11 protein-coding genes are annotated in these 15,128 nt (G+C 41.8%); all 11 read right to left on the bottom strand.

Annotated elements, in window-relative coordinates:
• Positions 1-24: 24 nt before the first annotated feature.
• The 11 genes from BFS30_RS23065 to BFS30_RS23015 all read right to left on the bottom strand — a co-directional run bounded on the left by BFS30_RS23065 (position 25) and on the right by BFS30_RS23015 (position 15,093).
• Positions 25-1,716 carry a protein-disulfide reductase DsbD family protein gene (locus tag BFS30_RS23065; RefSeq protein WP_083252203.1) on the bottom strand — a complete coding sequence of 564 codons (1,692 nt, stop codon included), beginning with the start codon at positions 1,714-1,716 and terminating at the stop codon, positions 25-27.
• A 7-nt stretch (positions 1,717-1,723) separates the two neighbouring features.
• Positions 1,724-2,170: a protein-disulfide reductase DsbD N-terminal domain-containing protein gene (locus BFS30_RS23060; RefSeq protein ID WP_069381449.1), complete on the bottom strand. Its 447-nt coding sequence runs from the start codon at positions 2,168-2,170 to the stop codon at positions 1,724-1,726.
• A 116-nt stretch (positions 2,171-2,286) separates the two neighbouring features.
• Complete coding sequence (locus tag BFS30_RS23055) at positions 2,287-3,486, bottom strand: FecR family protein (RefSeq protein WP_069381448.1); 1,200 nt, start codon at positions 3,484-3,486, stop codon at positions 2,287-2,289.
• 55 nt (positions 3,487-3,541) lie between these two features.
• Positions 3,542-4,141: an RNA polymerase sigma factor gene (locus BFS30_RS23050; protein ID WP_083252202.1), complete on the bottom strand. Its 600-nt coding sequence runs from the start codon at positions 4,139-4,141 to the stop codon at positions 3,542-3,544.
• A 99-nt stretch (positions 4,142-4,240) separates the two neighbouring features.
• Positions 4,241-5,650 (bottom strand): efflux transporter outer membrane subunit, encoded by a 1,410-nt coding sequence (locus BFS30_RS23045; RefSeq protein WP_069381447.1) that lies wholly within the window; start codon positions 5,648-5,650, stop codon positions 4,241-4,243.
• Between the two features lie 23 nt (positions 5,651-5,673).
• Positions 5,674-8,865 carry an efflux RND transporter permease subunit gene (locus BFS30_RS23040; protein WP_069381446.1) on the bottom strand — a complete coding sequence of 1,064 codons (3,192 nt, stop codon included), beginning with the start codon at positions 8,863-8,865 and terminating at the stop codon, positions 5,674-5,676.
• 8 nt (positions 8,866-8,873) lie between these two features.
• Positions 8,874-10,013 (bottom strand): efflux RND transporter periplasmic adaptor subunit, encoded by a 1,140-nt coding sequence (locus BFS30_RS23035; RefSeq protein WP_069381445.1) that lies wholly within the window; start codon positions 10,011-10,013, stop codon positions 8,874-8,876.
• A 163-nt stretch (positions 10,014-10,176) separates the two neighbouring features.
• A complete protein-coding gene (locus BFS30_RS23030; protein ID WP_069381444.1) occupies positions 10,177-10,776 on the bottom strand; it encodes a TetR/AcrR family transcriptional regulator in 600 nt (199 codons plus the stop codon).
• A 140-nt stretch (positions 10,777-10,916) separates the two neighbouring features.
• Complete coding sequence (locus BFS30_RS23025; RefSeq protein WP_069381443.1) at positions 10,917-12,245, bottom strand: hypothetical protein; 1,329 nt, start codon at positions 12,243-12,245, stop codon at positions 10,917-10,919.
• 72 nt (positions 12,246-12,317) lie between these two features.
• Positions 12,318-14,378: a hypothetical protein gene (locus BFS30_RS23020; RefSeq protein WP_069381442.1), complete on the bottom strand. Its 2,061-nt coding sequence runs from the start codon at positions 14,376-14,378 to the stop codon at positions 12,318-12,320.
• Between the two features lie 37 nt (positions 14,379-14,415).
• Positions 14,416-15,093, bottom strand: a complete 678-nt coding sequence (locus BFS30_RS23015) for a hypothetical protein (protein ID WP_069381441.1) — start codon at positions 15,091-15,093, stop codon at positions 14,416-14,418.
• Between the last annotated feature and the right edge of the window lie 35 nt (positions 15,094-15,128).

Here is a 15,128-nt window from a genome sequence, read left to right as displayed (position 1 = left end):
TAACTATTAACCTAGACTTTTCAGTTATTTATGAAAAGTTTTTAAGCCATTATTGAGGAATTCAAGGTATTCCTCTGCATTGTAATTTGCACCTGTAGGTGGGCTCAGCAGCTGGCCGTCATGCCCAAGCAGAACATAAAACGGTTGCGAATTCGAATTGAATCTCGCTGCCTGGAAATCACTCCATTTATTTCCAATAGTGTTGATTGCTTTACCGCTGAATTTTGATTTAAACTTTTCCTTCTCCGCCAGCTCAGTCTTATCGTCAACATATAACTGAATGATTACATAATCGTTATTGAGTTTACTGAATACGGATTTATCCGGCCATACATTCGCTTCCATTTTTCTGCAGTTCACACAGGCATGACCGGTAAAATCGATCATCACCGGCTTATTCACCTCTTTGGCATAAGCCATTCCTTCCTCATAATCGAAGAATACGTTCAGGTTTAAGGGCGCATGGAAGATGTCTGCATATTTATGAGGCCCCTCCTTGTGTTTTTCCGCAGGACCGGAAGAGTTGCCGGTTAATGTGGCAGTATATAAGTCAAAATCCTGAGTAGCCTGAGGAGGCAGAAATGCAGATACTGATCTCAATGGTGCTCCCCACAACCCTGGAATCATGTAAACGGTGAAAGACAATACGATGATAGCGATCAGCAACCTGGGAACAGAAATAAAATTAACCGGGCTGTCGTGGGAGAATTTAAGTTTCCCCAGCAGGTATATTCCCATCAGTCCGAAGATGACAATCCAAAGTACCAGAAAGACTTCTCTGTCGAACCAGTTCCAATGGTATGCAAGGTCTACGTTGCTTAAAAATTTCATCGCCAGTGCCAATTCCAGGAAGCCCAGTACTACCTTTACACTGTTTAACCAGCCGCCCGATTTAGGTAATGCACTTAACCAGGATGGGAACATCGCAAACAACGCAAAAGGAATAGCCAGGGCAAAAGAAAAACCGAACATACCGATTGCCGGTCCTAATAATGCGCCACTCGTTGCCGCCTGAACCAGTAAAGTTCCGATAATCGGACCGGTGCAGGAAAAGGAAACCAGGGCAAGTGTACCCGCCATAAAGAATAATCCTGCCAGTCCGCCTTTATCAGAATTGGCATCCATTTTATTTACCCAGGAAGATGGCAGGGTAATTTCAAATGCGCCCAGAAAAGATATGGCAAAGATCAACAGCAAAATAAAGAACAGGAAGTTGAAAATTCCATTGGTCGACAAACTGTTCAGGGCATCAGCACCGAAGAGTACGGTCACCAGTAATCCTAAAACCACATAGATCACGATGATAGAGAAGCCGTAAAACATGGCCCTGCTGACTGCTTTCCCTTTAGTCTGACTTCCTTTAGTAAAAAAGCTAACCGTTAAGGGGAGCATGGGAAAGATACAAGGCATCAATAGTGCGGCAAGACCGCCAATGAAGCCCGCAATAAAAATTCCGGTCAGACTCTGCTTTTCTTCCTTTTTGAGCAGGGCTTTATCCGCATCCGCAACAGGGGCAGCAGCGCTGTCTTTTGCCTTGGTTACTACTGTAGCTGTAACACTATCTTTAGTGCCGCTATCTGGTTTAATTTCAGTAAATTCTATGTCCGCCAGGGAGGTATCTGCCTGTCTCGAATAACCAGTAGTTACCGAACCAAAAAGCATGAGTAGTCCCAGGACGAGCATTTTTATGCTCGTCTGATAATTATTTAAAGTCATTTTCTGCTTACTTTACCGGGATAGAAAATTCAACTGTTTCTGGAGGAAGGCATTGAGAATCATCACAAACCATATATTCCAAAGTGCCTTTAACTGTTGCATTTGCACCAGTCAATTTGATTTTTTGCTGGAAGATTACTGAGTTCTCAAAATAACCTACATTCATGTCAAAAGCTTTTTCAAACTTAACAATCGGTTTTGGTTCTGTAGTTTTACCACTCAGCTTATAGGTTTTTGCCGGACTGAATTTGAAAGATGTTTTTACCGGACCGCCATCAGGGATATTCTGGGAATACAGGTGCCAGCCTTCATCTACTGTTGCTTTAAGGTATAGCGTCGCTTCCGTTTTAGAAGTTTTTTTTGCTGCATAGCTCCATTTTACCGGCTTTAAAATCTGGCTGCTGGCGGTCATGCTGAAAAGTAATCCGACAGCAAATAAGAATAGGTTTTTCATGTTGTTGTTTTTTTATGTGTATGTAAACTTATGTATTACTATATATATCGTGGTTATCTTTAATTACTAATGAAGTGCTTAAAGCCGACATACAGGTTGGTACTCTTTATAAATTATTAGTCTTGTCTTTCATTTTTTGAAGTATACGGCATCACGATAATTTTGTTTCCTACCACTTTGAACTCTACGGATCTTGTGAGCTCCATAATCCGGAGGACCTGAGATAAATTTTTCATCCTCGATACCTGCCCGCCGAAACGGATATTGCTCACATCTCCCCTATATTCTACTTCAATATTATACCATCTTGAAAACTGACGCATGATGCTGAAAATACTTTCATCATTAAACCAAAACAAGCCTTGTTTCCAATCTATAACGGCATTGGCATCCACCGGGCTCACCTTTATATCTGCTAAGACTTCAGCTTGTTCTCCAGGTTTAAGCAGTACTGATTTATTGGAAGGGAGTTTCACTTTTACACTTCCTTCAATCAGCGTTGTTTTCACGCCGTGTTCATCATCATACGCATTGATATTGAAGTGAGTTCCCAATACCTCCACTTCCTGCTGCCTGGTTTTTACCATAAAAGGCATGGCTTTATTTTTTGTCACTTCAAAATAAGCTTCTCCGCTGAGTTCAACTTTTCTTTCTTTACCCACAAATGCGGATGGATATTTCAGAGATGAAGCGGCGTTTAGCCAAACCATGGTTCCATCCGGAAGTGCAATGCGGTATTGCCCCCCTTTTGGCGTGGCAATGCTATTGTATCCGACTTTTACATGGCTCAATCCCGGACGGGCAGCATAAAGTAATCTCCCGTCTGCAGTTTTTGTAATCTGAACACCTGATTCTTTTGCAATTTCACCATTGGCCACATCGTCCAGAGCAATATGAGAACCATCGGATAAAGTCAGTATTGCTTTGTTGCCTCCAGGTTTAATGTACTCTCCTTTCTGACCGGCAAATTCCAACGGAAGGACTTCCTTATTGTATTTTGAGTTCAGGTAATACGCACCAACGGTTACCGAAATCAGCACAACAGCTGCTGCTGCCCATCTTAGCGGACGCAGAGAAATTACCTTTGGCTCCTGAACCGTGGTTTGCAATTTTATACGCTCATAAACCATATCCAATTCTTCTTTTCTGGCCGTAACCTGAAAATCCTCATCAGATAAATCTTCTGTAAAGAGACCTTGCAGCTCTTCCTGGTACTGCGGGTCATGCAATAGCGATAGAAGCTGTTGCTTTTCCTGTGCAGTCAGGGTACCGGAATGGTGACCTGCTAAAAGTGATTTAAATGTTTCTGGTGTCATTACAATAATATAGACAGTTAAAAAGAAAAGTTGTGGGGGTGCCTTTTTATTTTTTTTAATTATTTCTGGAAAACAGCCATATCAATAGCATATAGCGGTAATTGCTTTCCAAAAATATCCGGAGATTCTTAAGGGCCTTGCTCATGTGTTCCCTGACCACATCATAGGAAATGCTGAGTTGTTCCGAGATCTGTTTATGGCTTAATCCTTCTTCCCGGCTGAGTTTATAGATCTGCTGCTGACGCGGTGGAAGGCTTTCGATGCCTTTTCGGATCAGTTGTTCCAGCTCGCGGAAATCCACATCATTACCTGCGGAGGGGCCAGCTACATCTGTTTCATCCGGATGAAAGGTTTCCAGGGTTTCCATTGGAATCTGTTTTTGAAGCTCATTGATGAGCTGGTTTCTGGAAATGGTCGTCAACCAGGCAGGAAAACTGTTCAGCTGAGGCAATTGCGCCCTGTTGTTCCATACCTTCACAAAGATTTCCTGTACGGCATCCTGAGCAAGGAAGGGGGATTTGAGGTATTTGATGCCCATAGTATATACCTTACCTGCATACTTTTCGTATAACAGGTTAAATGCAGATTCATTGCCCCCTGCAATTTCATCCAGCAATTCTGATTCGGTATAACCTTTGGGTCTATTAAATAACACGGCCTTTATAAAAGATCATATAAAGGCCAATGTTAAATAATTAAAACTTTAGTTTTATCATATCGCGATGTAAAATTTACAAATTAATCGCGGTTTGGGCTAAAAGCCACCCCCCAGAGCGCGATAAAGCTCTACTGAAGCGTTGAGTTGGGCTGTTTTTATCGTAGCCAGTTCCAATTCACTTTGCAGAGAATTGCTTTGAGCCGTGATTACTTCCAGGTAATTGGCCATTCCGTTTTTAAACAATAGGTTGGCATTTTTTACCGCCTGCTGTAAGGTGCTCACCCTATTTTGTGCAATGGAGTATTGTTGTTTAAGCTTCTCAATTTTAACAAGTTCATCAGAAACTTCACCTACCGCATTTAATACCGATTGTCTGAATTGAATTACGGTTTTTTCACGGTTAATCTTTGCGGTTTCATATTGTGTTCTCAATTGTCTGCGCTGAAAAATCGGTTGGGTGATCCCCCCTGCTACCGTTCCAAACAAGGAAGCCGGGATGTTGAACCAGTTGCTTGCTTTGAAAGCGTTCAGACCTCCACTGGCCGTGATGCTCAGTGAAGGATACAAACCGGCTTTCGCGATCCCTACCTGGGCATTGGAAATGTTCAAAGACAATTCTGCACTTTTCACATCTGGTCTTCTGCTGACCATTGCTGAGGGGAAACCGGCTGAAAGTTGTTCCGGAAAACTGATTTTATTTAAGCTGGCGGTTCTGGCCAGTGCTCCCGGAAGCTGACCTGCCAGAATGCTCAGGGCATTTTCCTGGATGCTGATGTTTTGTTCCAGTTCAGGGATCAGCTGGGCAGCAACCAGTTGTTGTGCTTCCGCCTGCTGAATGGCTAAGGAAGTTACCTGTCCGGCATCAAACTGCATGTGAATGATCCTCAGGGTACTGTCACTTAAAGCCAGGTTTCTTTTGGCAACGGCCATTTGCTCATCCATCATCAGGAGGCGGTAATATCCCTGAGCCACATTTGAGATTAAGCGTGTCTGCACTGCTTTTTTAGCTTCTGCAGTTTGCAGATAGGTGGCCAATGCAGCCTGTTTCTGGCTTCTGATTTTGCCCCATATATCTGCTTCCCAGCTAAGTGCCAGGTTTGCATTGTAGTCTTCAACGTGTTTCGTTTTTAAAAACTGACCTGCACTCAATCCATTGAGACTGTTATCTGAAGGGCGGTTTGAATTTGCCGTAATGTTGAGGTTCAGTTCCGGAAGGTTTCCCAATTTCGACTGTTTAAACAACACATCGGCAGCTTCCATATTTTTCAAAGCAATTTGCAGGTCGTAATTTCTGATTAAAGCAGTGTCCAGCAAGTTTTGAAGCGTCGCATCTGTAAAAAACTGTTTCAGGCTAAGTGCCGCAATACTGGTCGAATCTGCTGATGCAGCATTCCTGAAATTTTCAGGAATGCTAGCTTTAGGGATTACCACATCTTTTGAAACTTTACATCCTGCAAGTAATGCGAGTATTACAATCGGGGCAAGTTTATTTATATATGTTTTCATTAGTATATATCTATTTTAATCAATTAGGAATAAATGATGTTGGCTTCCGGATTTACCGTTACCCCATGACCAATCTCTTCTGCTACCGGTGGTTTGCCACTTACTTTTTCCTGCAGGTATTGGAAGATCACAAACAATACCGGGATAATAAACAGGCCAAGCACTACTCCGGAGATCATCCCTCCTGCTGCACCAATACTGATAGAGTGGTTACCCAGGGCTGATGGCCCTGTTGCGCTCATCATTGGGATTAATCCTACGATAAAGGCCAGTGAGGTCATGATGATCGGACGTAAACGCAGTTTCGCAGCTTCCAAGGCAGCGGCGATCAATGTTTTTCCTGCTTTTCTTCGCTGTACCGCATATTCTACAATCAGAATTGCATTTTTAGCGAGTAAGCCGATCAGCATCACTAATGCCACCTGAACATAAATGTTGTTTTCGATACCAGTTAATCCGATGGCTACGAACACCCCGAATACACCTGCAGGGATAGATAGCACTACCGCTAAAGGCAGGATATAACTTTCATACTGAGCAGATAACAGGAAGTAAACAAATACCAGACACAGGATAAAGATCACCGTTGACTGTCCGCCTGAAGAAATCTCTTCTTTTGTCAGACCGGAAAACTCGAATGAATAACCTGAAGGCAGGTGTTTCTGTGCAACTTCCTCTACCGCTTTAATGGCATCACCTGAACTGTATCCTGGTTTTGCAATTGCATTTACCCCAATAGAGTTAAACAAGTTGTATCTGGAAGCCGTTTCCGCACCGTAAACCCTTGATAAGGTCGCTACCGTATTGATCGGAACCATTTCGCCCTGTTTGTTTTTAACATATACCGCATCCATTGCTGAAGCTTCTGAACGGTTAGCCACATCGGCCTGAACCATTACCCTGTAGTATTTACCAAAGCGGTTGAAATCTGAGGCCTGTGCACTTCCGAAATAGGCCTGCATGGTCTGCAGGATATCTTTGGTGTTGATGCCCAGCTGCTCTGCTTTTTCATCATCTATCTTCAGTTCCAACTGAGGGTAATCAGCTTTGAAGGTTGTAAAGGCTACTGCAATCTCTTTACGTTTCATCAGTTCTCCAATGAAATTATAAGCGATCCCACTGAATTTATCGAGCTTGCCACCACTTTTATCCTGTAGTACCAGGTCCAGACCATCCACATTACTGAAACCCGGAACGGTAGGGAAAGTAAAGACGAAGAAGCTGGCTCCTTTTATAGTAGACAATTTACCCCTGATGTCGTTCATGATGTCATTGATTCCTTTTAATTTACCACGTTCTTCAGTAGGTTTCAGGAGCACAAATGCAACTCCGGCCGAAGGGCTGGTACTTTGTGTCATGATGTTAAAACCTGAAAGTACGTTTAACAAACGGTTAGATTCTAGGGGCATTAATATTTTCTCCGCTTCTTTCAGGGCTTCTGTAGTACGCTCGAGAGAGGCACCAGCCGGCATAGACAAAGCGATGGCAATAAATCCCTGATCTTCCGAAGGAATAAATCCTGTAGGTGTTTTCTTTACCATCCAGATGGTAGAAAGGGTAATGAGGATCAATCCAGCGATACCCACCCATTTAAAACGGATCAGGAATCTCAGACTGCCAATGTATTTATTGGTTAAGCTGTTAAAACCAGTATTGAAGCCAATGAAGAAACGCTCTTTAAATGTTTTCTTTGCGTTTTCATTTTGATGCTCATGCGGATTTTTAAGGAACAATGCACATAGCGCCGGACTTAAAGTCAGGGCGTTTACTGCAGAGATCACGATGGCGATGGCCAGTGTAAAGGCAAATTGTCTGTAGAAAACACCTGTTGAGCCTTCCATAAAACCTACCGGAAGGAATACCGCCGACATGACCAGGGTGATCGAAATGATGGCCCCTGTAATTTCCTGCATCGCAGAAGCAGTAGCTGCTTTTGGTGGCAGATTGTGGTGTTCCATTTTGGCATGCACCGCTTCCACAACCACAATGGCATCATCCACTACGATACCGATGGCCAGAACCAGTGCGAATAAAGTGAGCAGGTTGATAGAGAAACCGAACAACTGCATAAAGAAGAATGTTCCGATAATCGCTACCGGCACTGCAATGGCCGGAATTAAGGTAGAACGGAAATCCTGAAGGAAAATAAATACGACAATAAATACCAGGATAAATGCTTCAATCAGGGTATGTTTTACCTGATCGATAGATTGATCCAGAGAAACTTTAGTGCTGTAAAGCACATCGTATTTCACTCCTTTAGGGAAATCTTTTTCTGCCTTTTTCATGAACTCCTGGATTTTGATCTGGATTTCATTTGCATTCGATCCTGCCAGCTGTAAAATGCCGACATCGATACCAGGCTTGCCATTGATACGAGTTAAACTTCCATAAGTATAAGCACCGAATTCCACTCTAGCCACATCCTTAAGTCTCAATATAGAACCATCTGCATTAGAGCGGATGACCATATTTTCGTAGTCTTTAGGCTGGTTCAGTTTTCCTTTGTATTTGATCACATATTCAAAGGCATTCTTGCTGCTCTCACCGAATTTTCCGGGAGCTGCTTCCACGTTTTTATTTTGAATGGCAGCCATAACTTCATTTGGCATCAGGTTATAACTGGCCATTTGTGCCGGATTTAACCAAACCCTCATGGAATAGTCTTTATTTCCGCCAAAAATACTTGCAGAGCCTACTCCGGGGATCCTTTTGATCTCCGGAATCAGGTTAATCTGCGCATAGTTTGCCAGGAAAGTCTGATCATAATCCGATTCTTTATCGGTGTACATATCCAGTACCATGATCAGACTATTCTGTTGTTTGGCAGTGGTAACCCCGGCTTGTACCACCTCAGCCGGAAGCTGACTGGTTGCCTGGGCTACCCTGTTCTGTACGTTTACTGCAGCCTGATCCGGATCGGTTCCCAGCTTGAAGTAAACAGTGATGGCTAGCGATCCGTCATTACTAGCGGTAGAGCTCATATAGCTCATTCCCTCTACCCCGTTGATGGATTCTTCCAGAGAAGGTGCTACGGAACGCAATACAGTTTCCGCATTCGCACCCGGATATAGTGCCATTACCTGAACGGCCGGAGGCGCAATATCAGGGAATTGTTGTAAGGGTAATTTGGAGAGTCCCAACACCCCGAAGATCACTAATAATATAGAGATAACGGTGGCGAGGACTGGTCTTTGAATGAATATCTTAAACATGACTGGTCTTAATTAGCGGCAATTTTTAATGTTTTTTCTTCTTTTGATGCTTCAGGAACAATTGCATCTCCGTCTTTCAGGATTTCCATTCCTTTAGACACAATTCTGTCTCCGGATTTCAAACCTTCTTTGATCAGGTAATTGGTACCACTGATTCCGATGATCTTTATCGGCTGTTTGGCTACTTTGTTGTCTTTACCTACTGCATAGACGAATACTTTATCCTGTACTTCAACCGTTGCCGATTGAGGAACCATCATTGCATCCTGATGCTCCAGGCTTAGTCTGACTTTCCCGGTATTTCCAGATCTCAACAGACCGGAAGTATTAGGAAAACTAGCTCTCAATGTGATCGAGCCAGTTGTTTTATCAAACTGTCCGTCAATCATATCGATTTTACCTTTTTGTGCATAGGTGCCATTATCGGATAAAACCAGCTCTACGGGAGGAAGATTTTTCAGGTTGCCGGCAGTGGTGGCAGAAGGGTATTTCTCTTTGAAACTGATAAAATCGGCCTCTCCAATAGAGAAGTAAACATGTACTTCATGTACATCAGAAAGATTGGTTAATGGTAAAACATCTGAAGGAGAAACCAGGCTACCCTGTTTCTTAGGCAGACGACCAATATATCCACTCACAGGGGCCTTAATCAGTGTGTATCCCATATTGATCTGTGCCGTACCTACGCTTGCTTTCGCTTGTGCTACATTGGCAACAGCGATCTGATGGGCTGTTTTTGCAGTTTTCAACTGAATGTCAGATACCACTTTATTCTGTACTAAAGGTACCAGTTTATCTACTTCCAACTGTGCATTTAGTACTGCCGCTTCTGCTGCACGCTGATTAGCTTTAGCATTATTCAGTTGTTCTAAAAACGGAAGGGAGTTGATTTTGAATAAAGGCTGTCCTGCTTTTACCAATGCTCCTTCATTTACGAGCACCTGTTCCAGTACACCTCCTACCTGTGGACGGATCTCCAGGTCTATAGCACCCTGAACGGAAGCTGGATATTCCTGAAAAGTCGTTTCAGCGCTTTTAGTGATAGAGATAACTGGTAGTGATGGCGCCGGAGCGCTGGCAACCTGTGGCGGTTCGCTGGAACAGCCAAGAAGAAATATAGCGGTGGAAAGTAAAATTAATGTTTTCATAACGTTATTAGATTGTTTAACAGTGTTAAGTAATTGGGGGGATTGCGGATAATATTTCATGATATGTTTGATTTAAAGAGGGTGTAACGTGGATAAGTAATTTAACAGTGTTAAGTAGCTGTTAATAAAAAAATGGGTTGCCATTAAACCCATTTTTAAAGATTTAATCGTTGATATATTTTATAATTCCTTTTAGTGCATCACTAAGAATATGTTGATTTGTTTCACTGTCGGTACCTTTTCTTACAAAATTGATAGAGATCAGGCCATGTACCACAGACCAGAAGGTGAAGTATTTTCTACAGACCAGGTCATCATCAACCGGATTTGCAGTCATCAGTTCCTTAATGGCATCACAAATGATATTTGTAGTGCCCTCCGCTTCCGGAAAGGCTTTCATCACCTCGCAACAGTTCATGTCTACTCCATACATGAGCTGGTACAGTTCTTTATATTTAAAGGCAAAATTCCAATAGGCCAGCCACATGCCTTCTAATTGGTCTTCAGGAAGCTGGTGTTTGCTTTTTGCCGCCTTTAATTCCTGTAACAGGATAATGTATCCTTTTCTGGTTAATTCCAGAAGAATACCTTCTTTATTGGCAAAATATTCGTAAATAATCGGTGCTGTATATTCAATTTTATCCGCAATCTTTCTCATGCTGAGCGACTGCCAGCCATCTTCCTTTACGATCTCCAGAGCAGCATCTAGTATATTGAGTCTTGTTTCCTCTTTCAACCTCTGTATGCGTTCTTTACTTCCCATTGTTTTAGAAAATTAAATAGTGTAAATAATTTAACACCGTTAAGCAAATGTAAGCAGCGTTTGGAATATTAATATCATTACTTTGTCAAATACAACAAGAACCCCTTCTATGAATGTTTAGAAGCGGTTCTTACTGACATTTATTTAATCAACTGAGAAAAGGAATTGATATTTTTTCTATGGAAATCTATTCTCCCCTGCAGTCTCCCCTTTTGGGTATCGACTTTAGTTGCGGTAAATTTCGCGTAACTCAATGCACTGAGGTAAGGGTTTAGCAATGGGAATTGCTGCTGGCTTTTGAGCCGGTTTACATCAGCTTCGGCAAAAAAGAAATACGGGGCAGGCTTAAAACTTCCACTAAACCGTTCATTTTCAAGAGTACTGAGCTGCCATGCCTGATTTTGCTCAAAACTGAACACCTGATATAAGGGGAACAGTTTGTTGTTCAGCTGTCCTGAAGTACTAATGACCTGCTGCTTCCTCAGGTATTTTAGCAGATCTGCTGTGTTTGCGCTTAAAGTAAGCCGGATATGAGGCACTGCCACTTCTTTGAGTGTAGTTTGCGCTACCTTCTCAAAATCATCATTATATTCATAGGTAATCACACTGTCTTTTTGTGTGATGCTTTTTCCCAGTTCAAGAGCAGTATAGTCCTGGTAAGATTTCAATAAACTATCCGCCTGAAAATGGAAATCCCTGAAATTGAATTCCTGATGGGCAAAGATTTTCCTGATCCCGGCGTTCAGCCATACCTTCAGTGTTGCCTCTTTTGTAAAGTTATCCAGATACCCTGTTTGACCCGGGATAGCTATATCAGCAATCGGGAATGTGCCATCCACTTCCACAGCTCCGTCTTTAAAATTGATGCTTCCGGAATAATCGTTTAAATTCCAGGTCAGGTGTCCATCTGTAGCTTTTAGTGCCGTCAGTTCAGGTTCAGCACCGCTCATCATGTTTTTCTTTTCCAGTAAGTCCTTCAGGACTGTTGTTACCGCGTCCTTTTTAAAGCTATAAGCCATAGCCAGTCTTTTGGAATTATAGAGGACAGTCAGTTTTTGATCTGCCGACAAAGCGCTTATGTTTCCCTCAGCTGTTTTTTGAAAGGTCTTCAGCTTAAATACCCGTTTCAGGTACTGTCGAAGCGCCGTACTGTCTGTTACCGCTAAAGTGCAGAAGTAGGTCCCTGAGGATTTTGATTTTAAGGTATAAACAAAAATATTTGCCGGTAAAGAGATCCCTCTCCTGCTGTTTTCCTCCCCTTTACCCGTTTTGAGATAATAAGCCGGGTTGCTGATAAAATCTGTCGACATGCTTTCAAAGATTCCATCCAGATTAACCTTAAAAATCAGGTTCGCTTCCTGATGGATGCTGTCCTGATAAGAACGGTACGCTCTGAATTGCAGATACCCATAAACAGAAATCAGCAGCAATACGACTATTGCTGCTGATATTTTAAATATTTTTTTCATCAAAAAGTAGTTTCATTTTAGATCAGTAATGTTGTTTCCGCCGGCTCTTTTCCTGCGGAAACAACAGCCTGTTTATTTCAGGTTCTCCATCACCGAGAACAAGTACTTCAATGCATTCTTCTGGTCTGCAGGTGTATCCATGCTGATCTCTCCCGAAAATGTATTGCTCTTCATTGGATAAGATTTGATATAAATATCTCCCAGGGAGTTTAACGTCTTGTTCGCTTTTTCAATTTTAGCCGGACTTCCCAGTTCTTCTGCAGGTATTTTTCCTGCCAGTCTTTTCGGGCTGAAATACGCTGCATAGTTGTTTCCTAGTAAAGCACTTTTATGTCGACCGGAAACTTTAGCCTGGTAGGTATTGCTGACAATTTGTTCCATCTCTGCACCATTGGTACCCAGGAAAATGATTCCGTCTTTAATGGTAAAGTATAACGCAAGCGGGCTTTTAGGGATCGTAACCTCATAATAGCTGTTTTTGCTTTTTACCACTTCTTTTTTCACACCATAAGCAATCAGCTTATTGATCAGACGGGTATCTTCAGTAGAGATCATTGCCAGAAAATCAGGTAAAGTCTCTTTTTTGGTTTTCATCACTTCGGTAGTTTCAAAGTTTTCTTCGTTATAATCATAAGATTTATAAGAAACCTCTTTTTGTGATAATCCGTTGAAGATAAAGATTCCATCACCTTTGATTACTTTACTAATGGCATCTTCATCAATAACTAAAGAGAAAAGGTCTGTTGCCATTCCGATTTCATCTGAATAAAGCGATCCATAGATTTTAGAAACCAGTTTAGGATATTCCTGCAGATAGGATTTGGTATCCAAAGAGTAAGCCATATAACCGATCAGTTTGTCTTCATTTACATATTTTAAAAAGGCTTTATTCAGTTTTCTCTTGTGTACATTCCTCAGCACTGTGCTCATTTCATCGCCAAAAGTCATTGCAGAGCTGATGCGGATAGATTTGTCTTCCAGGTATAGTTTCGCATTTGCAGTTCCATAACCATTCAGGAAATTCATTCCTTTTAAATAAGGGGTTGCAGGCATATAAGCGTTACCCAGTTTCTCTACTCCTGCAATCCAGATGCTTGCTTCCGCTTTCGGGTCTATGTTTTTAGTGAAATCTGAGTTTTTAAGGATAGAGTTCTGGTTTACACCTGCAAACAGGTCGTCGATCATTTTAATTGCCGAACGGGCTGCTACTGCATTTTTGATTGCTTTATCTTTATAATATGGAGAGTTTTTATCTTCTTCGTAAGTATAAGGGGCATCTTCAACAATTGCTACAGCACTATCTACTGCAACGGCCGCCTCGTCATAAGGCTCGGCGTATACTTCCGCTTCTTCCACAACAGGTTTCTTTACCGGTTTCTTCCTGTAAGCTTTTTTAGCAGTTTTCTTTCCTTTCAGCTTTGCTTTCGATTTTTTAGACTTCGACTGATAAGCAGGTTTTTTCTTTACTTTTACTATTGGTCTGGGTTCCTCAACTGCTACTTCAGCAGCCTCAGCTGCGCTTTCTGCAACTGCTACCTCAGCTGCGGCATCGACTACATCTACAGCAGTTGCTGCGCTATCCACGGAAACTGCTTCCTGAGGGGTTTCAAGGACAGACATCCCCAGACGTTCGCGAACCTCGGGGCGGTCGAAATAAGCACTTCTTGCATCTGCCATTACCATCAGGAAGAGTTCTTCATCCCAACGGACAATTTCTGTAGAATCTGCATTGAAATAAGAACGTTGTTTTCCGTTAATGCTAAACTTTTTACCCGACTGCTCGTATAGTTTGTCCAGTTGAGCCGCATTTTTTATCGGTGCAAGAAAGCAGTTATAGCTAACGCTATCGTTCGTTTGGTTATAATAATAGAATGTTGCAGACAGGTCAAACCCGAAATCCGCCACACTGTTATAGGTATTTTTCTGCTCTTTGCTTAGTTTCTCCAGCATTTCTTTTCCGATAAAAGTGTTGTTGAATTCTTCAACAGACATCAGTTCAAGAAAATTATTGCCTTTAATGGTTGCTACCGCCATAGCATCTGCCGGTATTTTTCTGGACAAATCCTGAGCGTTGAGCGTCAATGTACCCAGGAGAAAAGCTCCGGTAACTGCAGATTTAAAAAAGTACTTCATGAGTAGATAGATAATTTAGAAAGGTAAAGATGAGGATTTATTTAGATAAAATAATTTTATTGGAAATATTGGTTTTTCCGTTAATCAAGCCCATCATGCCGGTATTCAGCATGACTGCTTTTTTGGTTTTCGAGATTTTAGCAAGCGGGTTTGAACAAGTGCTCACTGTCTTGTCAAAGCGATAAATGCTGGTATAACTCGCTTCTTTAAACACATTTTTAACTTCAGGTTTAAGCTTGTTATATTCTATCAGCGCTTGTTTAGTATGGGTATAATCTCTCCGGAAAGTATTGGTTTCCGGACTATAGGTGTAGGAAGAATTGTTGATGGCCTTAATCTTCAATTTTTTCAACACATTCTGATTTACATTGTTGATGTTCGAGATATTTTTGAAAGCAAAGCTGACACTGGCGATATAATTTTCGAGGTCTACCGTCTTTTTGACATTGCTGATTCCAGGAGAATTTCTCAGGTAAGCCACCACTTCATCCATTTCTTTCTGGATGGTTTGCTTTGAAGGAACTTTATATCCGTTTACACTATCCAGTAACATAATAGAAGCGACTTTCGTTTTACTTGCACTCAGGTTTACCGTTAGATTCACAGTTCCTGAGCCATTGGCTGCTACATTAACCTCTTCAATAATCTGAAAACAGGAAGAAAACAAGCCTACCAGCAGTATTAATATAAAGTAACCCGAATTTCTCTTTATCATGCGTAATTTGACAATATTAGATAGATATAATTTCG

This window comes from Pedobacter steynii (assembly GCF_001721645.1).
GTDB classification, from domain to species: Bacteria; Bacteroidota; Bacteroidia; order Sphingobacteriales; family Sphingobacteriaceae; genus Pedobacter; species Pedobacter steynii_A.
This window is presented reverse-complemented; position numbering and strand designations above follow the sequence as displayed.